Consider the following 25,535-nt stretch of genomic DNA (forward strand, 5'->3'; position numbering starts at 1 on the left):
TATCACCTTCGACAATGGCCCGGAGAATGCTGAGCATGAAGTCATCTCTAAGGCCACTGACATAAAGTGCTTCTTCTGCGAACCTTACTCTTCGTGGCAGAGAGGAACCAATGAGCACACCAACGGACTCCTCAGACAATACTTGCCAAAGAAGACTAACTTCGCTACAATCAGTAACGAGGAGATCAGATTGATAGAATCAAGGCTAAACGACAGGCCCAGGACCGAAGGGCGACGCATGCGGAGCGACTGCCTGGGTTTCAAAACACCCCTCGAAGTCGCTAACCTATGTGTTGCACTTCAACGTTGAATGTAGGAATTGCAAAATGCAAATTGGATCACTCAGGGAGTTCGGGGTTAAACCAGAGACAGATGAAGTTCCACAGAACCCCTATCGCCCAGAAGAAACCCGATACGGTAACTATCCAAGCTATTACTTTGAGGAACTTACTCCAAGAGGGTTTTGTAGTGTTGCTGATTACCTCCTAGTTTGAAGGATCAAAGAACCACAGGGCATATTCCGTGAACTCACCTCCTTCTGGTTTAGATGTAACAGCGATCCTCTCTCCATCTGGCGAGAAACGTACCTCAGCATTTATGCTCGGCTTATAAGGATTCACCTTAGCCTTAGACCACTTATCCTCTGAGAGATCGTAGAAGCAAAGCCATCCGTCAGCCATAGTCCCTACTAAGAAATCAGGATCGGTTGGATGCCAATCCACAAAACCAAGTTTTCGGTCAAGCGAAACAGAAGTATTGCCCTTAAGCGAATAAATGGTATCACCGATCAGAACCCGTGAACCATCACAGGATATGTTGAAACGTGTGATGTGTTCAGGTCTGGGCAGGCTTAGGAGTACTTTATCGGATTCGTCGCTGCGTTTGATCTGATGTAATAAAATAGAGTCGTTTATTGTACTAAGGTAATAGATAAAGTCCGGGTCCTGCCGTGAGAAGCGAGGAGGGTTGGATGAAATATAGTATATAACAGAATCTAGAAGCAGAGAGTCATAAAGTGATCCATCTTCGGTTCGAATGAAGTAGAGCCAAGAAGATGCTCTAGCAAAGCATATTTCTGAACCATCAGGGGAGAGGTCAAAGACAGGTATCTCCTGTTCTTCTCCGGTAATACGTTCGGTTTCAAGGGTTTCCAAATCAATTACCCAAAGCGAACCTGTTTCCGAACCCCAAATAGAGGCAAGAAGGTAGTAAATATATTCTCCATCCGGACCCCAGCAAGGGGAATAAATACTTGTCTGTTCATCCACAAGGAGTTCCAGATCACCTTGAATTACGTTGCATGAAAGTAGAGGCGTTACTGCTAACCCCACGATTAGCCCTGCTCCCAGAACGCTCCACATCCTTTTCATAATTTCCTCCAGCCAATGTTTAAGCTTGGACGTAAATAATCGTCCTTTAAGCCAGTATAGACAATTTTTGAAGCTTGTCAAGTGTGAAACATGACTTCTTGTAGACAACAGTCTGAGTTTCATTCTCTCCTCCTACAGATTACAGGATTCTTTGTTGGGTTACCCCCTCCAAGAGGGTTCTGTATTGTTATTGGCTCCCTCCTAGTTTGAAAGGTCAAAGAGCCACATCTGGGTATAAACCGCTGCGTCGTCATAATCAATGGTTATGTAAACGATTTTGTTTCCGTCTGAAGAGAATTTTGCATCATAAACGTCATACCCCCAAGATGCATTAGTATTAATTCTATAAGCTTCCTCTTCCTCCAGGTTGAATAAGAACAGATCCTTATCCTCTCCGGTACAGACAAGCAGCTCTGTGGGAACTGCAGGATTCCAGTGAAGCGCTCTCGGGGTTATTCCAATAGGTGTTTTATCGCCACTGTTCAGGTTGTATATCGTATCGTTAATGGCAAAAAGTGTATCCCCTGGTCCGGGTGCAAAAACCAATCTGTTCCCTTTGACAGCAAGAACTTCTTCATCCGTGTAATCCTCAAGATTAATACGATGTAAAAATAATGAATCTGGTTCTCCCCAATAGATGTAATAAAATGCATTCTCCGACTCATAAGAAAAATGAATTCTACCAATCCGATGCCAATTGGTAATGCCCTCCTCACATGGTTGACAGGAATCAACCTTAGTCCAGGTTTCAATATCCCAAACCCAGAACCACCAACCTTTGGCTGTCACAGCGATGTCTTTAGTAGGTGCACCACGTAGATGAGAGATTTCCTCTTCGGTGATTTGAGTCTGTGTATTGTTCTCTAAGTCATGTGCCAACACAGGGCCTATCGAGTAAGGGGAGGAATTGTCTTTCCCAAGAATGTAGTAAATCTTCGAACCGTCGGCGGACCAATGCGGAGAGTGAACGACGTACTGAAGGTCCTCCACAAGTAGCTCTCTATCACCTTGAATAACGTTGCATGAAAGCAGGGATGTTACTACTGCCCCTGCGATTAGCCCTGCTCCCAGAACACTCCACATCCTTCTCATAATTCCCTCCAACCGATGTTTAAGCTTGGACGTAAATAATCGTCCTTTAGCTTTATTGTAGGCAATTTTTGAAACTTGTCAAGTAGGCAAATTTGATTTCTTTTGGATAAAGGCGTGTCCGCTCATCTGTCCGTTTTGAAGACTGACTATTATAGGGATCAGGAAGACAATTTTACACGCCTCCTGAAATCGTTGGCTCTTGACATTCTGGTTTAAGTGGGCAATTTGACATCCGTCCAAATCTCCGTATCATTCGAAAAGGAGAACCGATGATAGAGGTAAAGACCGCCGAGGAGTTCAAGAAAGAGGTGCTCCAGGCCAAGGTTCCGGTCATCGTTGATTTCTGGGCAAGCTGGTGTCAGCCCTGCAAGATACTGGGGCCGATTGTTGAGGAGCTTGCCAAAGACTACGATGGTCGCGCCAGGGTAGTGAAGGTCAACGTGGACGAGGCGCGCGAACTAGTGCAGATTCATCAGGTTATGAGCATCCCCACCGTTGTATTCTTCAAGCAAGGCCAGGCCCGCGATCGCAGCATAGGAGCCGTTCCCAAAGCGATCCTGGCGGAAAAACTAGACGCCTTACTGGAAGGCTAAGGGGGAGCAGATGGCCGGTTCCAAAATCCAGGAAGGGCTTACGTTTGACGATGTGCTTCTGCAGCCGCGTCGCTCCGAGGTGCTGCCGCGCGAGGTTAACCTGACCACCCGATTCTCAAAGAAGATAACACTTAAACTTCCGCTTGTAAGTGCCGCAATGGATACGGTTACAGAATCGGCCATGGCCATCACCCTTGCCCACCAGGGTGGAATCGGCGTTATCCACAAGAATATGAGCATCGAGCGCCAGGCCGAGGAGGTAAGAGGAGTCAAACGTGCCGAGAGCTGGATTATCGAGGATCCTTTCACCGTCTCGCCCGATACGTCGCTGCGCGAGGTAAGGGCACTTATGGAACGCTACCACTGCGGCGGCTTCCCGGTGATTGATGCTGAGCGTAAGGTGCTGGGAATTATTACTACCCGCGATATCATGTTTGAGGACAACCTCTCGCTCCCGGTTGAGAACGTGATGACCAGTCAGAATCTCATCACAGCCAAGAAGGGGACCAGCATCAACAAGGCACGTGAGATCCTCAAGCGTGCAAAGGTCGAAAAGCTCTTAATAGTGGATAATAAAGGCCGGCTTGCAGGTCTCGTGACCGCGAAGGACATCCAGAAGAAGCTTGAGCACCCGGACGCTACGGTTGATGAACGCGGCAGACTGCGCTGCGCCGCTGCAGTAGGGGTTTCGCGAGATTCCCTCGATAGGGTAGAGGCTTTAATCGAAGCAGATGTAGATGCCATCGTGATCGATACGGCCCATGCCCACTCGAAGTTGGTTCTAGATTTGGCTCGTAAGTTACGCAAAAAGATGAGTAATGCGCAACTCGTGGTAGGAAATATCGGCACCAGCGAGGCGGCAAAGGACCTCTTAAAGCTCGATCCAGACGCCATAAAGGTAGGGATAGGCCCTGGCTCGATATGCACCACACGTGTTATCGCAGGTATCGGAATACCGCAGCTTACAGCTATAATGAACTGCTATGCCGAGACCAAACAGGCCAAGGTACCCCTTATTGCAGACGGCGGCATACGCTACTCAGGTGATATCGTAAAAGCTTTAGCCGTCGGCGCGGACTCGGTTATGATCGGAAACCTTTTTGCCGGCACTGATGAGAGTCCTGGCGAATCAATACTTCTTGAGGGGCGTCGCTTCAAGATCTACCGCGCAATGGGCTCGATAGATGCAATGAGGCAAGGTTCGGCAGATCGTTACTTCCAGGAAGAGGCCAAAAAATTCGTCCCAGAAGGAATAGAGGGGATAGTGCCTTATCGCGGCAGTGTTTGCGAGCAGATCTATCAGCTGGCTGGTGGAACCAAGTCCGGGCTGGGCTATGTGGGAGCAAAGACCATCGCACAGCTCAGGCAGCGTGCGCGCTTTGTGCAAATCTCCGGTGCCGGACTGAAGGAGGGCCACCCGCACGACGTCCGCATAACCAAGGAAGCCCCGAACTACGAACTGCACCCGTAACCCGTAACACCCGTAACACCCGTAACATCCGTAACACCCGTAACACACACCTAGATTGAAAGATTGGAAGATTGAAGATTAGAAGATTGAAGGATTGAAGATTCGAAGATTAGAAGATTAAGCATGTAAGGCGACCCCACCAGTCCACGGAGCTCGATCCGGTATCTAACGAGATTCAGATCTCAAGGGTTAATCGGTTCAGAATCATAGAGCACAGGACTCGAGCCCAAAGAAAAACAAGAAAAAACCAGGGGATAGGGGAACACCACCGGATACACCCCGGACTGCCGTATATCGTCCTTCCCGCCTTAGTTTACGTAAGACTAATTATCGGCAAAAAGTCACGGGCGTGGCAGGTGGGCATATTGCGTCCATGTAACGATATATAGGGAGTGACCTAGCATTTCCTTGACGGTGCGAATCTTGGCCCCGCTCTCTAAAAGATGAGCGGCAAAAGAATGTCTGAAAGTACGTGGGGTAACATGCCTTTTAATTCCTGCCGCTTCTATACACGTGTGAATGATCCTCCAAGCTCCCATGCGTGAAAGTGGTTGACCACGACAATTAAGAAAAATCGCATTGCGGCTATCTTTGTCAGGACTAAGTAACTTCTTGCGACCTTCCTCGCCACAGATGTACCGACGCAGAGAAATAACTGCGGGTTCCCCTAAAGGCAGTACTCTCTCCTTATTCCTCAAGCCTGTTACACGAAGGGATTTCTCCTGTAGATCGAGATTACTTAACTTAAGACCGATAAGTTCCGATATTCGCAATCCTGCACTATAAAGCACTTCAAGCACAGCTTGGTCGCGCAATATAAACGACGAAGTTTTTGGGGAATCGGAATACCTGGATGCACCTGTGGCGGCAACCAACAAGGCTTCTATTTCCTTCACTGAAAGCACATCAGAAACTTTCTGTCTAGGTTGAGGGGCTGTAATATTTTCGGCTGGATCTTCAGCAAGTCTACCTTTATCCTTGAGATAGCGAAAAAACGACTTTAAGGCCGAGAGTTTTCGAGCGACAGAGAGTGGCGCGAGACCTGCATGATATAAGTGGGATAGATAGTCGCGAATGATTCTTTCTGTAACGTTCACAATATCAAGCACTTGGCCTTCTTTCTCTTTTAGAAATGAAAAAAACTGTCGAAGGTCTCGCCCATAGGCCTCGACCGTAGTCGCCGACAGGTTGGATTCTCCTTCTAAGAATTCCTTAAGGAGAAGTAGGAAATTCTTTTTCCACTTTACCAACTCTCTCTTCATAGGAAGCACACTCCATCCATAAAGATTCTAGCAGATACACTCTCTATGTCAAGGTTCTTTAAAAGAAAAGCCCCGGCTCTTGCGTTACGGGTGTTACGGGGGCCGGGGCTTTGAGTTTTACGTTCCGAAACTGGAGCGGATTATACCATGCCCTTGAACCACTTCTCAGCAAGACCGGCCAGGATCGGCATCTTCCAGAACTTACCCGAAAGTGCCTGTATAAGACCGATAAGTGCAAGTATCGCCAAAGCGAACATGACAAGTCCTACCAGGCCCCCCCAGATCCAGGTGCATACAGGGCCACTGAACCAGACGGTTATCCAGAATATTATAACTCCTAGTATTACACCCGCCGCACCAATTACCGTTTCTGCAATCGCAAGCATAAGGCCCTGACGAGCATGATACATGGAAAAAGGATTCTCCTTCTGGGTTACAATCGGAATTATACAAAGCCACCAGATGTAGGAGAGCCAAGCAAGGCTCTTACCCTCGTTGATCTGTTCTTCGGTTGCGCTGGGAAAACTTACTTCTGCCATGTTACTCCTCCTATTGGTTTAAGGTTTGTGCGCCTATTCTAAGCAAAGCAGAAGGTTTGTCAACTGATATGAACGCTCGTATCAACCAGGCTTGACATCTTGATCTTTTCAGCCAAAATTCAGTCGTGTCACACGAGGTTTTCAAAGAGGATCGAATCTTCATTATCTCATGGGGAGTATTCATCGGAATAATGACGATTCTCCTGACCGGTGTAATCGCCGCCCCCTTGTTTGAACTTTGGAAGGCTGAAGGGATCGCAGATTTTCTTTATAGAGCCTACCACCTCTCTTGCCATCAACTACCTTCTCGTTCGTGGTTCATCTGCGGGGCAAAACTCGGTGTGTGCGTACGCTGTCTTGCCACCTATCTTTTCTTCATACCGATAGGTGTTGCTTTATTCATTCGTCCTTTGCGGACCTGGATAGCCCGGCGTTCGTTTTTGCGTTTTGTATTACCTGTTTGGCTGGGTTCCCTCTCCCTTCTCCTGATAGATGGTTTGCTCCAACTTGTCACCCCATGGGAAAGCACAAACTTCTTACGATTCGTGACTGGCGGCCTTGCTGGTGTTGGAACAGCACTCCTTTTGGGTTACCTTGTTTTGAGATTTACCCAGAAGGTCGAAGCCTCCCTTCGCTAGCCTCTCCCCTATTCAATTTGGAGTGCAACGACCGCGTGGTTGCTCCCCCTCAAATACTTTTAGGAATCCACCCAACATGTATTGCGATGCTCAGCGTGTCCCTTGAGCGCTTTATGCGCTCATAGGGTATTAGCCTCGCCAACAATCTAGCGAACCTAAAGGTTCGCACTACATGTTCTTTTCTTAAGATTCATTGAGAGGGTCAACGCATTCCTAATGGGCCTTTCGGGGTCCCCGCGGCGTCAAGCAGTGACGCCAGGGGGTGATATATCATGGGTGAAAAGACCCCTCTCTCCGAAGAAGACGACCGCAAGGCCCGCAAATGCGAGACCTGCGGCGACGATCATGGAAAGCTCGTAGCTTACTGTGGATAAAGCTCCTCCCAGAAACGAACCGGCTATCCCGCAAAGTCCGATAACCGCATTGAACGCACCTGAAACGGTGGAGCGCTCCTCTGTACAGGATCTGCAAAGGTAGATAAGCGAACCGAGGTAGAGTGCCGACCAGGAGAAGGCCAAGATGATCTGCAACGGGATGAAAAGCCATGGATTCGGCGCCATTATGTAACCCAAGAAGACCACGATGGATAGGATATACCCCAAGGGCAGGGCTATCTTCGGCTTCAGCCTTTCAATGAAAAGCATGAAGAAGACCTGACCCAGGGGATTGAGTGCATAGACCAATCCCATCAGATCGAGAATCGCTATCCCCGGGATCAGAGGCCCATAAACCCCACGCTGCCGCAGGAAGAGCGTAAACGTGACCCAGATCGAGAGTGCACCGGTGTGGCGCAGGAAGAACCCTAAAAAGATCGGCCAGTGCCTTTTGATGACCTCGAAGGAGAGGAATCTTGTCCGGGGTCGGCTGGGTAGCTCGCGGAAGCTGAAGCCCAGAAAGGCAGGCAGGAGAGCCATCCCGGCAGCGATAAAGAAGGTAAGTGGACGTGGACCGATCCCAGGGGCGAGGAATGAACCAACGGTCCAGCCGAGTGAGCCAAGGGCTGCGAAGATGCCGACCGAGGCCTTACGCTCCACGGTCGAGGCAAAAAGCGCACCCGGAAGCATACCCAGACCAATGCCGGTCAACGCCCTGCCGATCATAAGCACAGAGTAGCTTTCCATGAACAACCCTATAAGCAGGGAGCCCAACGCTGCAGTCATGCAGCCCGTAAAGATGATCGTGCGCCTGCGGATGAAGTCGCCCAGGCGACCGAAGAATACCCCGAACAGGAAGTAAGGCAGATGATAGGCGGCGGTTGCAAGACCGACAAGGAAGTTGCTATCCGTTTGCTGCTTTGCCACCACCTGAACCTGAATAAACAGGATCATCATGGCGGCGTAGGTAAAGAAGTTCACGACAGGCGGTCGCGGATCCCGGCTTGGATCCCTGCGCCAGTTATCCAGCCACTTCCTCAGCACCGCTCCTTAACTCCTTTAGCCTTTGACTCTTATACTCAGAGAAACGCCCTTTGCGTATCGCTTCGCGCATCTCTCTCATCAGGGTATAGAAGAAACAAAGGTTGTGGATGGATAAAAGTCTGGGGCCGAGTATCTCGTCAGCCATGAAGAGATGCCGCAGAAAAGCCCGTGTATAATTTTGACAGGCAGGACAGGCACAGCCTTCCTCAATAGGTCTAAGATCGTCCTTGTAGCAGGCGTTGCGCAAGTTTATCTGTCCTTGCCTCGTAAACGCCGATCCTGTCCGGCCGTTGCGGGTGGGCAGAACGCAGTCAAAGAGGTCGGCACCCCTTGCCACCATCTGTAAAAGATCTGCGGGATAGCCCGCACCCATAACGTAGCGGATCCTGTCCTTTGGCAGCATGGGTTCTACATTATCGATGATGCGGTAGGTCAACTCAGGAGGTTCGCCGAGGCAGAGACCACCTATAGCAAATCCTCGAAACGGCAGGGCGGTGATCTCCTTTGCAGATCGCTCGCGCAGATCGTCGTAGGTCGCACCCTGCACGATCCCGAACAGCCTGCCCGTAACACCCCCCGTAACACCAGTAACACCCGTAACACCCGTAACACACCCAAGTGATCTTTTGGCCCATAAAGTAGTGCGTTCGAGCGAGCGAACCGCCGCCGGATACTCGGCAGGGTAGCCGATGGGCTGATCAAGCACCATCCAGATGTCGCTGTCCAGTGCCCGCTGTATCTCTACGACCTTCTCAGGGGTAAAGGTGTGGCGTGAGCCGTCTATGTGGGACTGAAACGTTACACCTTCGTCTGAGATCCTGCCTAACCCCGTAAGTGAGTATATCTGAAACCCGCCCGAATCGGTAAGTGTCGGCCGGTTCCAGCCCATGAACTTACTCACACCTCCGGCTTGCCCGATCACCTCAACACCCGGCCGCAGGTAAAGATGATATGCGTTGGCAACAAGGATCTGTCCGCCGAGGTCAGCCACCTCGTCCGGTGTAAATGTCTTGACTGTCCCCTGGGTGGCCACGGCCATAAATGCAGGGGTTTCAACACTTCCGTGGGTAAGCTCAAGCGTTCCCTGACGTGCCTTTGTTTTGCTGTCGGTTGCGTTGAGCCTAAATCTTATCATCCCTTTCCCTCACCCTGACCCTCTACCCGACACCAGACGGTGGTGCAGGCGGGGACACTTCGTCCCAACGGGAGAGGGGATTAGATCTGGACTCAATGATGGTAGTGCGTTACGGGTCATAATATTAAGGCAGCATCACCGTAAGAGAGAAACCGGTAATCTTTCTCAAGCGCCTCCTCGTAAGCCTTGAATAAAAGTTCCTTGCCGCAAAACGCAGCGGTCAGAAGCAATGGTGTAGAGCTGGGCTGGTGAAAGTTGGTTAAGAACCCCTCCACCCGTTTGAATTCATGTCCGGGATAGATAAAAAGCTCGGTGGAACCGGAATGAGGTCTGATCGGTTCAGAACCAGGGAAGGACTCGAGGGTTCTCGTGACTGTGGTACCCACAGCTATAATCCGGTCGGCACGATTTATCTTTTCTGCAGCTTCAGCGCTGACCGTGTAGTTCTCCGCATCCATTCTGTGATCTTCCACGTTCTCAGTCTTGATGGCTCGAAACGTTCCCTCTCCCACATCCAATTGGATAAACGCGACTTCCACACCCTTTGCTTGAAGTTGTTTCAAAAGCTCCTCGGTGAAGTGAAGCCCTGCAGTGGGGGCGGCGATTGAAAAACCCCCGCGCGCAAACACCGTCTGGTAGGTCTGGAGGTCACGCTCCTCAGGAATACGGTGGATGTAGAGTGGCAATGGGGCAAGGGCCAGACGCTTAAACAACTCAGATTCATCCATGAGCAGCTTGAGGGTCAGTTTGCCTGCCTTCTTCTCCTCTACCTCGACGATCTCCTCTGCGTTCTCGCCTACAAGCCTCTCCCCTATTTTTGGCCGTTTGGAGGGCCGCGCAAGGGCGACCCAGACACCGTCTCTGATCCTCTTGGTAAATAAAAGCTCCACCACCCCACCGGTCGTGCGTCTCAATCTGAAGCGAACCGGCTGAACCTTCGAATCGTTAAGGACAAGGCAGTCGCCCGGGACAAGATAGGCTACGATCTCGCGGAAGATGCGGTGCTCGATTCTGCCGGAATCTCGATGGAGAACGATTAGGCGGCAGGCATCACGAGGCGCGGTGGGATAAAGCGCGATTCGATCCAGCGGCAGCGGGTAGTAAAACTCTTCCTTGAGCATTGCAGGATAATAAGCGTTCAGGGCTGCAAGTCAATCTGTAAAGGTAACGTAACTTCCCGAGGAAGTTAGGCCTCTATAGGAGCCAATGATAGGCCTTCCAGCTTCTCAACTCCGCGGCTAACCCCTTGTGTTAGGGGGATGTGTTACGGGTGTTACGGGTACGGGTGTTACGGGTGTTACGGGTTCTCTGGGGGAGAGACAATCACCTCCAGGTTCTTTTTGATCGCAGGATTTGAGGCAAAGAGATCAAACTTCCTTTTTACATCAAAGGCCCTGCGGGAGAAACCGCTTTCCACAACTATAGCAAAGGTACCCACAAGACGGTATTCAGCCTCAGAGAGCAAGAACTCGGCAATTGATGGAAGAATATCGGCATAGAAAACAGGAACCCTCACCTTGCCGTAAGCCACGCCCTTGGCAGGGATCTGTATGGATACGTCGGAGGAGATATCTTTGAGCAGGCGAGAGCGGTTGACCTGGAGTTCGAACTTGAACTTCTCAGCCGTCATCGAATGCTTGTAGGGGTTGCGTATCTGGAGCTTGAAGGCGAGTTCGAATCCTGTGGAGTCATCGAACACTACAGATGCGGAGGAGATCTTAAACTCCGGGGCCTCGTAGAGATGAATTTCAATACCAGTGGAGGTTGTTGTTGGAATAGGTGTGAATACGCCAAGTGATGTTACAATAGCAATTCGATCTTCACGTTTAACAAGACGGCCCGGCTCCGGAGCGGTTCTAACAATAGTCCCTATAGGGTATTCTTCATTTTCTATCTGCCTCGCAGGGTAGAATTCCAAGCCCAAGTTTTCAATCAAAGCCATCGCCTCCATGAATTTCATACCGCGCACATCTGGGAGCTCGATGGTCAATGGAGCTGCCAACCGCACCTTGACTGTGTCGGAGATTACTGAATCCGGCAACGGCTCCTGCCAGGCCACAAGCCCTTCAGGAACACTGTCCGTGTAAAAGGAATCGGGCAGCACAACAAGGGGGCAGGAATCGGGCTCCGGGCAGTCCAGAAGCGAAGCAAGCTGTGCCCGGGTTGAATCCAGGGACAGTCCGGTAAGGTCAGGCATGAGGAGGTCACCAGGAAAGGCAACAAGCAAACCCGACATCACCAGAAGAATCACTAAGCTCGTTAATCGTCTCATGAATCTAATTCTAAGAAAAGTCGGGCCGATGTCAAGCGCGCGCAGTCAGTGCGCCAATAGATAACCGACCGATCGCCTCCAGCAGAGGCAGTGCCAATCTCATAGGCGCCAGTATCCGAAGGCTCTGAGTGCTTATTATTCCCCTTGATTCTCGACGATCTCAATCCCCTCTTGCCTGGTAACGATGTGCTAAAAACTGCTTGACAGAAGAAGTAGCGTCCTTAGAATCCAGGGTGGGTATTCGTCTTTTGCCTCCGCGAATTGCGGCCAAGATAGCCGCAGGAGAGGTGATCATCCGTCCTTCCTCCGTGGTGAAGGAGCTTTTGGAGAACTCGCTCGACGCAGGGGCCGCAATGATTGAGGTCTGCATCGAGAGGGGCGGAAAGGCGCTTGTCCGTGTAACAGACAACGGCGAGGGGATTGCGGCTCAGGAACTCCAGCTTGCGGTTCAGCGTTTTGCCACGAGCAAACTGGCCGATGCGGGTGATCTTGAACGTATTCAAAGCTACGGTTTTCGGGGTGAAGCCCTGGCCTCGATGGCTGAGGTGAGCGAGCTGGTAATCGAGAGCCAACGCCCCGAGGCGGAAAGCGGGATGCTTTTGCAAATCAAGGCCGGGAAGGTCACCGTGCGTAAGGAGATCGTCCGCACGCCCGGAACAACCGTCAGCGTGCGAAACCTGTTTTTCAATCTTCCTGCCCGGCGCGCCTTCCTGCGAAGCGATCCATACGAGCGCCGGTTGGTGCTCCAAAAGTTACGCGACTACGCGCTTCTGCATCATAAGATTCATATCGAGGTAACCAGCCAGCGCGAGACCCTGCTTTCGTTCCAGCCGGTAAGCGACTGGATAGAGCGGGTGCGCGAGGTCTACCCTGCTCTTAGGGGGGTTGAGTTGATCCGGGTATCAGAACAACACAGGTTGCTCAAAGTGGAAGGCTTTATCGTGCGGCCTGATCAGACAGGCGAACTACGCAGGATGCAGCGCACGTTCTTCAACTCCCGACCGGTTCTCTACCGTGCTGTCTACCGGGCGATAATGGAAGGCTTCGGTCCACAGCCTTCTAACAGGCCGCCTTTCTTTGTCCTTAAACTTACGGCCCCGCCCGAGATGCTGGATGCAAATATCCATCCCACCAAGATAGAGGTTCGTTACCGGGAGGAGCGTTTCCTCTTTGACTTCCTTGCTCAGGCGGTGCGCAAGGCGGTTCACAGAGAAGCGGTCAAGACCCTTAAATTCCCCACCCGTCCATCGAGCCTGCGCACGGATGAGAAGATAGAGCGCCAGATTCCCATACCTACCTCTCCCCCATCAACCCCTCCCTCCTTGATACCAAAGACTCCCGCATCCACTGCGCCCCTTGAGGTGAAGGGGTATCCTGACACCCACACGGGCTTCTGGCAGCTGCAGAACCTCTACATCCTGGCACAGACCTCCTCGGGTCTGATAATCGTTGATCAGCATGCGGCCCACGAACGCATCCTCTACGAGGAGATGCTTGAAAGGCTGGGCAACATACCCAGGCAGCGCCTGCTCTTTCCACTGATTGTTAATCTTACACCGGAGGAGTGCGCCACCTTCGAGGAGATAGCGGATGACCTCAAGGGCTTAGGTTTCGAGGCCAAGGTCTTCGGCCCGAATCAGGTTATAGTGGAAACCCTGCCCGCCGACTCAAAGATTGGACCTCGAGATCTGTGCGAGCTTTTCCGCGAGTTTGCAGAGACCAGCGAGGTAAAGCTGGGCAATAGGGATAAGATGGCCGCGCTTATCGCATGCAAGGCCGCGATTAAAGCAGGAAGCACTCTTTCACAGGCTGAGATGGAATCGTTGATCAACCGGCTTTTCCGCTGCAAAACACCTTTCTTCTGTCCGCACGGCAGGCCAACGGTCATAAAGTTTACGATGGACGATCTGTCCAAGCGCTTCGGCCGTATCTAGATGAATCCAAGACTCATTCCGGTAATCCTTGGCCCTACAGGTGTTGGCAAGAGTGGGGTGGCGTTCGAGCTTGCACGCCGCTACGGATGGGAGATCGTTTCCGTTGACTCCCGGCAATGTTATCAGCTTATGGAGATAGGCACGGCCAAGCCAACGCCGGCGATGCGCGAGCAGGTTCCCCATCACCTTCTGGACCTCTGCCCGCCTGACCACAAGCTCTCTGCAGGAGAGTTCGCCCGCCACGCCTGGGAACTGTTCTTGAACCTTGAGAAACCCTTGGCTGTAGGCGGTTCAGGATTCTATCTGCGTGCCGTCTTCGAGCCACTGCACGCCAACCTGCCGCACAACCCTGTAATCCGCGAGGAGCTTGAGACCCTGCCCACCCCGACACTTGCAAGAAAACTTAAGGCCGAAGACCCGGTAACCGCCGAGCGTCTGCATCCCAACGACCGGCAGCGGCTGCTGCGTGCGCTTGAGGTCTGCCTTGCCGCCCGAAGACCATACTCCGAACTGATAGCAGAACCCCCGCCCGACCCGCCGGTAAGACCCTTCTACGTGGGTCTTAGGCTGGATAGAGCAGAGCTTACCCGCAGGCAACAAGAGCGTCTTGAGCAGATGATGGCCGAAGGGTTCGTGGAGGAGGTAAGACGCCTGCGGGATATGGGTTTCCCCAAGGACCTGTATCCCTTCAACGCCTACGGCTACCGTGAGCTATACGACTACATCGAGGGCAACTGCTCCTTGATCGAGGCAAAGCAATTGATCCTCAAAAAGATACGTGGCTTTATCAAAAGGCAGGAGACGTTCTTCAAGACCCTTGGCGAGATCCACCGGGTGGATGCTCATGATCGGCAGAAAGCCATCCAGGCGGTTAAGGATATCTTAGAGAAACATTTCCCCCACTACTTTGAGTAATCCACCTTTATTCTTCTTGAATCACCCCTTTATATTAACGATACGAAGCGTTCCTTAAGTGGAGGCTCTCTACTTCGAACTCTTCAGACTTATTCCACCTCGTATTCAACCAGCGAGAACTCAATCGATCCGAATGATAGAGGAACCATCTGTTTGATAATGCCCACGTCTGGAGCAACCCAGAGGGTACGGTTTTGCTCACCGTTATCCAAGTCTCGCAACTCTATACGCATACAGTTGAAGAAGATCCCTCCGTCTGTGCCTACAGTATCCTTCTCCTCTACAGTACCTGTTGCGATATCCTCGTCAGCATTCCAGGTTTTGGTGACCCAAAGAGGCATGAGGAGCGGAAGGTAGTCTAGGTACTTTAAATTGAAGAGAACCTCGTGAGAGAAAACGGAATCACCTACCACGGTGTAATAAGAGAAGGTGTCATCCGCAATGTTCCCCGCTGAAGCCTCGAAGTCGCGCTTTATATGCCATTCTATCCTACCGTCGCCTAAGTCATTGGAATGGGTAACGGTTATCTCAAGCTTTATGGTGTCTGTGAACAATCTGGATTCGTAAGACCACCGGTTGCCAACCGCCATCGGGAAGTAGTTCTGGACATCTATCACAAGTGTATCGGCGACCTCATGCAGGGTGTCGCCGTCGGATACGGTGCAGATGATGTGAAAAATCCCGCTTTGATCAGGGGCGATCCAAAGAATCACTGCGCTGTCCTGAGATTCTGTAAAGGTCCCACCGTCGGCTTCGAATTCATAGGCCAACAGGTCTCCGTCAGGATCACTGGCTTCGCAGACGATCTTGACCGTATCGCCCGTTGTAACCAGGGTGTCCGAGGCCGGGTCGGTCACAAATCTATCGATAACCGGCGGCTCGTTGCGGGCGCAGCCTGCAAGGTAGACTATGAATACAAGGACGGCTACGACTAAATTCACGCAAGATTTCTTCATACCCTCTCCTTGGTTAACACTTTGCCTTTCACATCCTCAAGGATAAACTCGCCCGGTAAAAAGTCAAGCCCCCGAATCCCGGAGCTCATTTTAAATGATACTCAACCAGCTCCAGCTCCGCCTCTAAGGGGTCGTCTATTTTCAACTGGGTAACGATGATTCCTACGTCCGGGGCAAGCCACAGGTCACGCTCCAGCTGGCCGCCGCTTATCTTAATGTTCACGCAACCCTCGAACAAGCCTGCTTTGACCTCACAGGAATCGAAACCAACCACTCTGCCTGTTCCACCGTCCCCGGTTTCCCAGCTTTTAGCAACAAGAAAAGGTAAAAGGAATCCCAGATACTCCTTCGCAGCATCAGGGTCCTTAATGAAAACCGAGTCCGCTGCAATGGTATATACTAACCCGGTATCCGTCACAGGAACAGGATATTTGCCCTCAATGTAGCGCTCAACATAGCAGCGGATTCTTCCCTCGTCTACCTTTCTATCCACAACTGTCAACCTCAGTAGTGCCCATCTGCCTGATTGATCCTTACCTTCATAGACCCATTGATTGCCTTCAGTCATGGGCAGGTAGTTCTGAACATGAATCGTAATGGTATCGGCGACCTCATGCAGGGTGTCGCCGTCGGATACGGTGCAGATGATTTCAAAGATGCCGCTGTGGTCAGGTGCAATCCAGAGGATGTCGTTGGCGTCCACGGGGCCCTCGAAGGTCCCGCCGTCGGCTTCGAATTCATAGGCCAATAAGTCTCCGTCAGGATCAGTGGCTTCGCAGATGATCTTTACCGTATCGCCTGCCGTAACCAGGGTATCCGAGGCCGGGTCGGTCACAAATCTATCGATAACCGGCGGCTCGTTGCGGGTGCAGCCTGCGAGGTAGACTATGAACACAACGGTGGCTACGACTAAATTCACGCAAGGTTTCTTCACGTCCTCTCCTTGGTTTGGTTACCTACACTCACTCAGCTCTCTTGCGTAAATATACACCTCCTTGAGATAGTTGTCAACCCCTGGGTTAAAAAAGACTTTCTATAAGTCCACCTATTGACTTGTTGCACAATCATGAATATCCTTTCCTATGACACTCCTCACCGGCAAGCGATTTCTGGCCCTTAGATGCGCGATCCTGATCGGCGTAGGGCTAGTCCTTGGGCTTTTGCTTCCCTGGCCCTGGTGGATCGGTGTAATCCTGGCCGGTTTGAGTGTAACGGCGGTGATCTTCTTATCTGAGAAGTTCCTCTACCTTACCCTGCTCTTCCTTGCGGTTTCCTATGGACGCGCGTCCTTGCCATCCCCTATGCCAAAGGAGATATATGGCTTCCCTCTGGAGATTGAGGCTCGACTTATCGGCAAAACAGGCTCCTACTCGGTGCTTAAGATAGAGGAACCTCAGGGCCTTAAGGGGTACAGGGTGCTTGTCTACCTTACAAAGGATGAGGAATCTGGAACAAAATTGAAGATCAAAGGCAAGCTGCTCCCACTTGCCTTTCCCCGAAATCCCGGGATCCCTGATCGCAACCAGAGGCTCAAACGAGAAATGGTCATAGGTAGGTTTTCCGCTGGAGAGATTGTAAAAACCGCACCGCCTGAGGGTCTGAGGGCCTGGCTTAATAAAACAAGAGAAGCGTTTATCCAACGCAACCGTGAACTCTTCGGCCAAGAGGCTGCAATCTATACGGCGATCCTTTTGGGCGAGCGCAGTAAAGTTCCAGAAGACCTCTACCTTGACATGAAGCGCACCGGAACCCTGCACCTTCTGGCAGTGTCCGGTCTGCACGTAGGGGTTTTGGTGGCGTTTCTATTTTTGCTATTGCGATTCTTCCACGTCCCGCGGTGGATGATTCCTCCAGTGCTTGCCATTCTGCTTTGTTTCTACATCGCGTTGGTAGGACCTCGCGCATCCATCATCCGGGCGTCGGTGATGAGCCTGGCAGTGGCCGCAGGGTTTGCCTTCGAACGCAAGATCTTGCCTCTAAACAGCCTGGCAATCGCGGCTCTGATTTTACTTCTGGTTAGACCGACCGACATCCTCTCAGTTGGCTTCCAGCTTTCATTTGCCGCGGCGTTCGGGATCATCCTGGCCGCTGCCGGAACTAGAGAGATGCTTGCACGCGAAAAGATCAAAGGAAAAATCCCCTCCTGGCTTGTAAAATGGATCATCCTGCCGCTTGCGCTCTCGGTATTTGCCACACTTTTCACCATGCCGATCCTTGCAGCGCACTTTCATCGCATAACGTTTGGGCCGATCCTTGCCAACCTGCCGGTCATTCCCCTGGTGTCATTAGTCTTGCCACTTGGGTTAGTCGCTCTCGCTTTAAGTTTAATCTGGCTTCCCCTGGGACAGATACTTGGATTTGCGGTCTTCGGGCTCTTGTGGATAGTTGAGAAACTGCTTCAACTTCTTCCTGGAAGTTTAATATCCTCAGGAGCTTGGCCTATTGGATTGGTGGTCGCGATATTCCTTACTGCTCTTATCTTTCATACCGAAAAAATCAGACCTAAAAGGTTCGTCTACGCCCTCGTGATGCTTCTCCTGGGCGCAAACCTGGCAATCTGGCCCTGGGCGTTGAGGTCAAGAAGACCCCGGCTTACACTTCTGGACACCTATCATGGCAATGTGGCAGCGCTACAAGCCGATGGTCGCACCATTCTTCTTAACCCAGGTTCAAGGGCCGAACCGAGTGTTGCTGATTTCCTGGAGTCCCGAGGGATTCGACGGATCGACTGGATACTCTGCCTTTCAGATAAGGCAGGCGACCTGAGCGGTCTTGATTCGTTAAAAACTCGTTTCCGCATCGAAGAGATAGGGTCTGTTTTGAAGGATGAAGGCACAACGCTTCTCCCCCACGCTGGTAGGTTAGTTCTATCTTCTTGCACCATCGAGTATGACCTGGCCATGCGCGAAAGACCGTTTTACGTAATCCAGACGGACAGGAGACGGATAGTCTTTACCTCGGAATCGCACCGGATGGACGAGGAAGCAGACGTCAACGTCCTGCTCAATCGATATATAAAGCCAAAGGAGACAGAAGGGCGCTTGATCTCCAAGACCCGGCTGAAGCAGGGTGAAAGCGAGGTGATCCGTGAGCAAGGCGGGATGGTGATCGGGTTATGAACCGCAGATTTCACAGACATGGAGTGCAATCACACGGTCATTGCTGCAACAACATGGTTGTTGCACTCCAAACAATCCACAGATTGCGCAGAACAGGCCTTGACTTCTTGGACAGCCTGCCTATAATAAGATGTTGTTCTATGGAAAGCTAGGCGTGTCCTTGCGACACCCGATCGAAGCTCCCAATCAGGGTTCCTCCAAAGAACACTCGGTGTTCTGGGGTCCCCGCAAAAACGTGAAGCGTTTTTGTGGAGTAACGGGGGCGAACGGCTTCGACGGGGTGTAGATGCGGAAGAGGGCATGGCAAGGGTCCCTCGTGACCTTGTAAATCCTGCGAGGGGAAAAACAACTGCTGATAACAGCTACGCACTGGTCGCTTAATTAGCGACCGCGTCGGTTCTAGGTTTGACCCGTTCGGTCTAGTTCCGGCGGATAATCAGGACGGGCGAAGCCTTCGGAGTGTCATCGGCCCCAGGTGGATTTCTTAGATGACTGGTTCCCTAGTGGCCGGTCACGGGGCAGCGAAGGAACGAGAATTTAAACTGTGACTAACCATGTAGTCCTCGACCGTTGACCATCTCGGACGCGGGTTCGATTCCCGCCGCCTCCATTCCCTAACCTCCTTTTTGAAAAAAGCGCCCGCAAGGGCGCTTTCCTTTAAACTTAGGTTTGAGTGCAAATAAATGGGACAAAAGCTGGTCAAAAGATAGACAAAAGATGGTCAAAAGGTGGACAATACATTGGGGTCCCCGGGCGTACGCGTAGCGGACGTTTGGGGTAAAAAAGTTGGTCAAAAGGTGGTCATAAGGTAGCCAAAAGATGGACATTGTTTCGGGGCCCCCGCACATGAAATGACGATGTTTGTGGAGTAAAGCTACGAAGTAGATTTGTGGGGTGCAAAAAGTTCGTAGGGGCCGACGTTGACGCTAGGGCGTCCGCTGCGCGTCAGGTCCGCCCGCATTTGGCATATTTCGGGCCTTGACATCTTTTAATTCTTTTATACAATCGATTTGAATTCAACATGGAGGAGTTTACCATGGGCATGTGGACAATCGGAGCTGATGGCCGTCCGGTCAAGGTGAAGGAAACGAAGTTACAGAAGGAAAAGTTCCTTGAGGAAAACCTGGAAGACTGGATTGCCGCTGACCCCTCGCTTCTAGGCGAACCGTTACTGATTGTCGGTCGCCAGGTATTGATACCCGACGTCAGAGACCGTCTCGATCTGCTGGCGCTCGACCCTGACGGCAAGGCGGTAATAATCGAGCTTAAGCGCGGCAAGCTAAAAGACCCTGTGGACATGCAGGCGTTGCGCTATGCAAGCTACATCTCCAAGTGGGGGTTTGACGAGTTCGAACGTCACGCGCGCGGCTTCCTTGGCAAACAGGTCGACCCGGAGTTCAACTTCAACGAGCTTTATGAGAATTTCTGTTCCGAGGCGGGCGCAGACGAAACCCCGGAGGTCAACACCGACCAGCGGATGATCATAATCGGCTCAGAGGTCAAAGAGAAGCTGGGCAGCGTCGCCTTGTGGCTGCGTGAACATCACGTGGACATCAAGGTAATAGAGGTAGACGCCTATCGGGAAGGCGAGAGCCTCCTCGTTCAGCCGCGGGTCATAATCCCGGTGGAGATCAGCCGATTTACAGAAACAGGCAGGCCGGTCAAGAGCGATGTATCGCGTCCCTGGCTTACCGACGGCAAAACCTGGCATCTGGAGAAACGATGTAGCCCCAAAACGAAGGATATGCTTCTGCAACTGGATAGCATGATTCAGGAAAACTTCGAGGTTGACGGACCAAGATGGAATCAAGGTGGCTATGTGGCATACCGGATAGGTAGCCGCAACTGGTTGTGTATCAACACGCTTGCGAGTGTGTTGAATCTAGACTTCCTCGTCAAGATAAACACGTTCACGCAATCGAATCTTGCCCAGCGGCTCGGAGTAGTGGAGTTTGATAAGAAAAGCTCCCTTGCGGAAAAATTTAGCTTGCCGACTTCTGTGAGTGTTGAACATCATAACGAAAAAGCGGATTGGATTACGTTACACCTTAAGGAGGGGTTCGATCTTGAGAATGAGGCATTCCTTGAGTTCCTGAAGGAAGCTTACGAGGCTTTCCCTTTCTGGAAAGAATAGATTCTCATTACCTCAACATTTTGGGCCGGTCTTTAGACCGGCCCCTACATCTACATCATATCTTAACAATACCTCCCTCTCCCCTATTTTACGACCAAACAAGCACGTAGCGCGAGTCTTTAGACTCGCTTTGCCGCAAGCCAGCCTGATACTTCGAAAGAGCGCTTTCCTTTTTCTTGACAATAAACCGACACCGTCTATACTGACTCGATCCAGCAAGGAGGCCAAATGCCCAGACGCAAGGTGTACCACCTTAAGTTCACCAAGAACAGGTGGGCGTTAAAGCGTCCAAAAGCCAAGCAGGCTACCCGCACGTATCCGACCAATGAGAAAGCCCTGAAACAAGCGCCGAGGATCGTCCGCAAACAGAAACCTTCTCAGTTAAAGATTCACAAAAAGAACGGTAAGTTCCAAGAAGAGCGGACTTATGGAAAAGACCCTTATCCTCCTAAAGGTTAAAATCTAATTGTCACAACATGGTAACGCGCGGCCCTTGAGGCCGCTTTTGTTCTCGGGCCGGTACCCTGACCCGTTCTATTTATCATAGGGCCGACGTTTCCGCCAGGGCGCTCGCTGCGCACCCGACAGGGACACAAGCGTCAGGTCGGCCAGCCCCCTTGACACTCCCTAAAGTCGAATTAGAGTAGTAGATGCCAAACCGAATCAGCCGCGTTACGCGCTCCAAGGAATCGGCCCGCGCCAGCTACAACCGGATGAGCCGGTTCTACGATCTTTTGGCCGGAGGAAGTGAGCGCAAGTTTATAGAGATCGGCTTTAAAAAGCTTGCGGTCAGAGAAGGCGAGAAGGTCCTTGAGATCGGGTTCGGGACAGGACATGCGCTTGTGAGATTGGCTCAGGCGGTTGGTGAGAAGGGCAAGGTCTACGGTATAGACATCTCCGATGAGATGGTCAGGCTCAGCCATGAAAGACTAAGGAAGTCAGGGCTTGCGGAAAGGGTGCATCTTAAACGCGGCGATGCCGCAAAGCTTCCCCTTGATTCAGAATCCTTCGACGCGGTATTCATGGCCTTCACCCTTGAGCTTTTTGATACACCCCAGATTCCGATAGTTCTAGCTGAATGCCAAAGGCTTCTGCGACGTGGTGGACGGATCTGTGTAGTATCAATCTCCAAGAAAGGTAAAGATGGCTTGATGATGAGGCTCTACGAATGGGCGCACAAAAGGTTTCCAGCATACGTTGACTGCCGCCCGATTTATCTCCGCGAGGCGTTTGAGGACGCTGGCTTTCAAATCCTCGATTGCGAGATAATGTCCATGTGGGGTCTGCCGGTTGAAATCCTCCTCGGAGTTAAACAATAAAGGGGATGTTGCGGGGGGTGTTACGGCGGTGTTACGGGTGTTGCGGGGGTGTTACGGGTAGATAAGTAGCCTGCGATCTTTTGTTCCGCAAGTACAAAAGGAGCAATAGGGGTCCCCGCAAAGACGCAAAGCGGATTTGTGGGGTGAAAGAGATGTTGACAAATCACATAGCCTGATTAGAATTCAATAACCTCCGGGGTACTCATTCGGAGGCGCCCGCGCTCCCGTCGAGTGAAACATCCACGTGGGGTGTTAAGTATCGGCGTTGGTGCGATTCCCTGGGGTCCCCAAACGGCTGTGCGGCAGACGTTTGGGGTGAAAAGGCCCCTGTAGCTCAGACGGACAGAGCAACGGTTTCCTAAACCGTAGGTCGTGGGTTCGAGTCCCGCCAGGGGTAGTTAAGAAAAGGAGTTTCATGGCAAAGAAATCAAAATCACCCTTCAGGGGTGGGCATAAGCACATCAAGCAGGAAGACGCCTTCACCAACGTGATCGAGAAGATCTATGAGTTTTACGTAAAAGCCCCATTTCAGGCTATAGTGACGACCATTGCGGTCATAGGCATCATCGTAGTCGGTTCTATCTTCATCTCAAGATGGGTAGGCGGAGGTCAAAAAGTGCCTCCCAAGGAAGCGGCCATTTCTCTTCTTACCGCTCAACAGCTCATCGGGAGATCCCCTGAAGCCGCCGAAGACACGCTACGCAGCCTCATCATGCGCTACCCACGCACCAAGCCCGGCAAAAAAGCCCACTACTACCTGGGACAAGCGCTCTTCATACAGGGGAAGTACGAAGAGGCTTTGACTGAGTTTGAGGGGTTCGAGAAGAGCTACCCGGTCAAAAAATCCTTCCTTAAAGGTGCCGCTCTATATGCTCAGGGGAACTGTCTTGAGGAGGTGCAGAGATTTGAGGAGGCTATGGATCGCTACCTTAAGCTGCCCGAAAGGTATCCTGAATCCACCTTTGTTCCATTCGCCAAGCTTGGAGCCGGACGATGTATGGTTTTTCTCAGACAACACGATCGCGCAGAGGCGCTTTATAGGCAGATGCTTGAAGACTACACCAGAAATGATTACCCTGTAATCAATGCAAGCATCAAAGGTGAACTGGGTAAGATAGACGCGTTGCGCAACATCTTCTAGACCCCCCTATCCGTAAACGTCCATTTGAGACGTGGCAGATAAAACAACAGGATAGGATTTTTCTGTGTGGGTTCCCTCAGAGGGTATCGGGGATGGGCGGTTTACGTTCCAGATCTATCCCCTCGATGAGAAAAAGAACGTCCTGTCGGTGTTCTTCGAATGCGGCTTTTGCCAGTTCCTGCTCGCTCAGTTCTTCTTCAGAATCCCCCAGAACATTCTCCGTGATATAGCGCTCCCCTTCCTGTATGCCGACTGAAAAAGCAATCCTGTAAACCCCAAGCAGCCCGTTTGCGAGAACAGAGTCAAGAACAACCCCCAGGGAATCGCAAACATCTGCTGTGAACGGAATCCCTGAGGTCTCCCAGGTACTCATTGCCTCGGCCTCAACATCAATCTCAGCCGCGGTAAGTGTACCGGTAAGGAAATGAGTGGTCGCGTCCAGGGTAAAGATAAGTCCTTCCAGGAATCCTATCTGGAAGGTCTGTTCGGCAATGGCTTCGCGCAGAGGACGGTCGCTATCACAAGAAAACCCCAAGCCTAAGGCCATCCCCATAATAAAAAAAAGACGAGCTTTCTTTATCATGTTTTAAGTATAGAGCTTGGATGTTGAAAGTCAACCTGGAGGTCGCACAACCAGAAAAAGGAACACAAAAACAGGACGACCTTTGGGCCGTCCTGCATCAGTTTGAGAACTCTCCTCTAACGCACAAGTACAATCTTGTGGGTGCGATCGAACTGGGGGGTCAAGATGCGCACAAAGTACAATCCGTCGGCAAGCATTCGGCCTTCCTTGTCCTTTTCGTTCCAATGGATCCTGCCTCTTCCCGATAGCTCCCCGTCGTGAAGTATCTCGACAAGCTTTCCGCTCACATCGTAGACCCGTATGGAAACCTCTGTGGGAACCCCAATCGAGTAACTTATAGAGGGCGGCGTCCTAAAGGGATTGGTTCCTGCAGGCTCAATACGCAGAACCTCTGCCGATTCGGTAACCCCTGTACCGCCGTGGAAATGCACCTGGATGTGCGGGGAGTATATCGTATCTTCAGTCGCGCTGGTCGCATGGAACGTAGCGACATAGGAGCAATCCTCCTCGCATCCGTAGTCGTCAAACCCGATAAAGATCGAGTCGTCAACCGCAAGACTACCCACTACAAGCACGCTGTCCGCATAATCATCGCTCTGAAAACCGGCAGAGGTGATATCACAGTGACAGTAGAAGTTCTCTGCCGGTTCGGTTCCCGTGTTCGTAAAGTATGCGGCAGGTTTGAGGTGTTCCAGCGTGTCGCCTTCCTGGGGTTCAAGGATCGTCGTCGCCGTAACCGCAACGCCCCGGATAACGCATGAATCTACGCGATAATCCTCCATGATCCTCTCCGGCATGAGGTAGACTGTGACCTTGACCTCGTAGACGTCACCAACGTTGCCCGGTGGGGTCCAGTACGGAAAAGGGGTTGTTACCTCCCCGCCATGCTCGATAGTTATGGTTCCGAACCAGTCGTTCTCGTTGTTCTCGTTGTAGTTGGAGCCCGGACCGGTGATTTTACAATTCGCGTAGCAGGAGTCCTTGGCCTCGCCGAAGTTGCCGATTCTGGCGCGGGGAATTATGGAATCCTTACTGATCCTTCCTACGGGCTGACGGATACAGGTTACCGCCAGATGGCGGCCATAGCGGGCTCCTCCGCGCCAGTTGTAGTAGATCTCGAAGTTGCCGTCGCAGCTGTCGCTCCAGATGATGTGGACGTTGCCGTTGGGGTCTGCTGCTATGTTGGGGTACTGAGATTCGTAGCTGTCTAAAGATGTCAGGCACTGCCTGTAAGCCCAGCATGGCCACAAGGAATTCCAGTAGATTTCGGGGTTGTAGTAGATCTCGTTGTTTGCGTCCTCAGAAAACCTCCCGTGCCAGGCGACACGGGCGAAGAAGGTGCCCGCGCATATCGAGGGACCGCCACAGATCATGCCAGGTCCACTCACGTTTATGGTATCGCTGCTCCACGTTGTGCCGCTTCTCGTGCGTACATGTATCGCGTCGTTCGTGCTTACAAAAGCCACGTAGACGGTGCCGGTGCCCCACTTGGTGCAGCAGATCGAGGGAGCAGCGTAAGGATTACAGTTGGTGTTCGGTATATCGGAGACGGTCCAGTTTGAACCATCAGCGCTCGTCCCGTATCCGATGTTGCCTTTCCAGGACTGGATCCAGGCCGCGTGTATATTGCCATCCGGGCCGATG

The 25,535-nt window shown here is 51.7% G+C and carries 23 protein-coding genes, 1 tRNA gene and 1 other RNA gene; 13 read left to right on the top strand and 12 right to left on the bottom strand.

Annotated elements, in window-relative coordinates; translation table 11 throughout:
- On the top strand, positions 1 to 310 hold a 310-nt coding region (locus CEE36_10315; protein ID TKJ39154.1), incomplete at its 5' end, for an IS30 family transposase.
- Positions 311 to 485: 175 nt separating this feature from the next.
- On the opposite strand, the gene CEE36_10320 is transcribed toward CEE36_10315, so the two are convergent.
- Together CEE36_10320 and CEE36_10325 are read right to left on the bottom strand one after the other, a co-directional pair.
- Positions 486 to 1,370 carry a hypothetical protein gene (locus CEE36_10320; GenBank protein ID TKJ39155.1) on the bottom strand — a complete coding sequence of 295 codons (885 nt, stop codon included), beginning with the start codon at positions 1,368 to 1,370 and terminating at the stop codon, positions 486 to 488.
- 201 nt (positions 1,371 to 1,571) lie between these two features.
- On the bottom strand, positions 1,572 to 2,462 hold the full coding sequence (locus CEE36_10325; protein TKJ39156.1) for a hypothetical protein: 891 nt from the start codon (positions 2,460 to 2,462) through the stop codon (positions 1,572 to 1,574).
- 269 nt (positions 2,463 to 2,731) lie between these two features.
- On the opposite strand from CEE36_10325, the gene trxA reads away from it, so the two are divergent.
- Entirely contained in the window at positions 2,732 to 3,055 is a 324-nt protein-coding gene (trxA, locus tag CEE36_10330) for a thioredoxin (GenBank protein ID TKJ39157.1), read from the top strand.
- 10 nt (positions 3,056 to 3,065) lie between these two features.
- Positions 3,066 to 4,526 (top strand): IMP dehydrogenase, encoded by a 1,461-nt coding sequence (locus tag CEE36_10335; GenBank protein TKJ39158.1) that lies wholly within the window; start codon positions 3,066 to 3,068, stop codon positions 4,524 to 4,526.
- Positions 4,527 to 4,867: 341 nt separating this feature from the next.
- On the opposite strand, the gene CEE36_10340 is transcribed toward CEE36_10335, so the two are convergent.
- Positions 4,868 to 5,788 (bottom strand): site-specific tyrosine recombinase XerD, encoded by a 921-nt coding sequence (locus CEE36_10340; GenBank protein ID TKJ39159.1) that lies wholly within the window; start codon positions 5,786 to 5,788, stop codon positions 4,868 to 4,870.
- 140 nt (positions 5,789 to 5,928) lie between these two features.
- Positions 5,929 to 6,327, bottom strand: coding sequence for a hypothetical protein (locus CEE36_10345; GenBank protein TKJ39160.1), 399 nt, complete (start codon positions 6,325 to 6,327; stop codon positions 5,929 to 5,931).
- 125 nt (positions 6,328 to 6,452) lie between these two features.
- On the opposite strand from CEE36_10345, the gene CEE36_10350 reads away from it, so the two are divergent.
- Positions 6,453 to 6,965: a hypothetical protein gene (locus CEE36_10350; GenBank protein TKJ39161.1), complete on the top strand. Its 513-nt coding sequence runs from the start codon at positions 6,453 to 6,455 to the stop codon at positions 6,963 to 6,965.
- Between the two features lie 242 nt (positions 6,966 to 7,207).
- Here CEE36_10350 and CEE36_10355 read toward each other — a convergent pair whose 3' ends face one another.
- From CEE36_10355 to CEE36_10370, 4 genes are all read right to left on the bottom strand, one after another.
- The gene (locus CEE36_10355) at positions 7,208 to 8,383 is read right to left on the bottom strand and encodes a hypothetical protein (protein TKJ39162.1); all 1,176 of its coding nucleotides are present in this window, start codon (positions 8,381 to 8,383) and stop codon (positions 7,208 to 7,210) included.
- The gene (locus tag CEE36_10360) at positions 8,361 to 9,518 is read right to left on the bottom strand and encodes a tRNA guanosine(34) transglycosylase Tgt (protein TKJ39163.1); all 1,158 of its coding nucleotides are present in this window, start codon (positions 9,516 to 9,518) and stop codon (positions 8,361 to 8,363) included. Before CEE36_10360 ends, CEE36_10355 begins: the two co-directional genes overlap by 23 nt.
- 116 nt (positions 9,519 to 9,634) lie before the next feature.
- The gene (locus tag CEE36_10365; protein ID TKJ39164.1) at positions 9,635 to 10,639 is read right to left on the bottom strand and encodes a tRNA preQ1(34) S-adenosylmethionine ribosyltransferase-isomerase QueA; all 1,005 of its coding nucleotides are present in this window, start codon (positions 10,637 to 10,639) and stop codon (positions 9,635 to 9,637) included.
- A gap of 176 nt (positions 10,640 to 10,815) precedes the next feature.
- Complete coding sequence (locus CEE36_10370; GenBank protein ID TKJ39165.1) at positions 10,816 to 11,790, bottom strand: hypothetical protein; 975 nt, start codon at positions 11,788 to 11,790, stop codon at positions 10,816 to 10,818.
- A gap of 200 nt (positions 11,791 to 11,990) precedes the next feature.
- On the opposite strand from CEE36_10370, the gene CEE36_10375 reads away from it, so the two are divergent.
- Both CEE36_10375 and CEE36_10380 read left to right on the top strand, forming a co-directional pair.
- Positions 11,991 to 13,724: a hypothetical protein gene (locus tag CEE36_10375; GenBank protein TKJ39166.1), complete on the top strand. Its 1,734-nt coding sequence runs from the start codon at positions 11,991 to 11,993 to the stop codon at positions 13,722 to 13,724.
- A complete protein-coding gene (locus tag CEE36_10380) occupies positions 13,725 to 14,639 on the top strand; it encodes a tRNA (adenosine(37)-N6)-dimethylallyltransferase MiaA (protein ID TKJ39167.1) in 915 nt (304 codons plus the stop codon). It begins immediately after the preceding gene.
- Between the two features lie 89 nt (positions 14,640 to 14,728).
- Here the strand turns inward: CEE36_10380 and CEE36_10385 are convergent, their stop codons facing one another.
- Positions 14,729 to 15,595, bottom strand: a complete 867-nt coding sequence (locus CEE36_10385) for a hypothetical protein (GenBank protein ID TKJ39168.1) — start codon at positions 15,593 to 15,595, stop codon at positions 14,729 to 14,731.
- 85 nt (positions 15,596 to 15,680) lie between these two features.
- Positions 15,681 to 16,529 carry a hypothetical protein gene (locus CEE36_10390; protein TKJ39169.1) on the bottom strand — a complete coding sequence of 283 codons (849 nt, stop codon included), beginning with the start codon at positions 16,527 to 16,529 and terminating at the stop codon, positions 15,681 to 15,683.
- 148 nt (positions 16,530 to 16,677) lie between these two features.
- On the opposite strand from CEE36_10390, the gene CEE36_10395 reads away from it, so the two are divergent.
- The 7 genes from CEE36_10395 to CEE36_10425 all read left to right on the top strand — a co-directional run bounded on the left by CEE36_10395 (position 16,678) and on the right by CEE36_10425 (position 23,308).
- Positions 16,678 to 18,714, top strand: a complete 2,037-nt coding sequence (locus tag CEE36_10395) for a hypothetical protein (GenBank protein ID TKJ39170.1) — start codon at positions 16,678 to 16,680, stop codon at positions 18,712 to 18,714.
- Between the two features lie 258 nt (positions 18,715 to 18,972).
- Positions 18,973 to 19,327: a transfer-messenger RNA gene (gene ssrA, locus CEE36_10400) on the top strand.
- Positions 19,328 to 19,750: 423 nt separating this feature from the next.
- Positions 19,751 to 20,848 carry a hypothetical protein gene (locus tag CEE36_10405; GenBank protein TKJ39171.1) on the top strand — a complete coding sequence of 366 codons (1,098 nt, stop codon included), beginning with the start codon at positions 19,751 to 19,753 and terminating at the stop codon, positions 20,846 to 20,848.
- 228 nt (positions 20,849 to 21,076) lie between these two features.
- Positions 21,077 to 21,307 (top strand): hypothetical protein, encoded by a 231-nt coding sequence (locus tag CEE36_10410; protein ID TKJ39172.1) that lies wholly within the window; start codon positions 21,077 to 21,079, stop codon positions 21,305 to 21,307.
- A gap of 191 nt (positions 21,308 to 21,498) precedes the next feature.
- Positions 21,499 to 22,167 carry a 2-heptaprenyl-1,4-naphthoquinone methyltransferase gene (locus CEE36_10415; GenBank protein ID TKJ39173.1) on the top strand — a complete coding sequence of 223 codons (669 nt, stop codon included), beginning with the start codon at positions 21,499 to 21,501 and terminating at the stop codon, positions 22,165 to 22,167.
- 323 nt (positions 22,168 to 22,490) lie between these two features.
- Positions 22,491 to 22,564: transfer RNA gene (locus tag CEE36_10420), tRNA-Arg, on the top strand.
- Positions 22,565 to 22,582: 18 nt separating this feature from the next.
- Complete coding sequence (locus tag CEE36_10425; GenBank protein TKJ39174.1) at positions 22,583 to 23,308, top strand: hypothetical protein; 726 nt, start codon at positions 22,583 to 22,585, stop codon at positions 23,306 to 23,308.
- A 76-nt stretch (positions 23,309 to 23,384) separates the two neighbouring features.
- Here CEE36_10425 and CEE36_10430 read toward each other — a convergent pair whose 3' ends face one another.
- Both CEE36_10430 and CEE36_10435 read right to left on the bottom strand, forming a co-directional pair.
- Positions 23,385 to 23,891: a hypothetical protein gene (locus tag CEE36_10430; GenBank protein ID TKJ39175.1), complete on the bottom strand. Its 507-nt coding sequence runs from the start codon at positions 23,889 to 23,891 to the stop codon at positions 23,385 to 23,387.
- Positions 23,892 to 24,007: 116 nt separating this feature from the next.
- Positions 24,008 to 25,535 (bottom strand): hypothetical protein (locus tag CEE36_10435; protein ID TKJ39176.1); only part of this gene is annotated, 1,528 nt, incomplete at its 5' end.

Source organism: candidate division TA06 bacterium B3_TA06 (genome assembly GCA_005223075.1).
Lineage (GTDB): Bacteria > Hydrothermota > Tepidihabitantia > B3-TA06 > B3-TA06 > B3-TA06.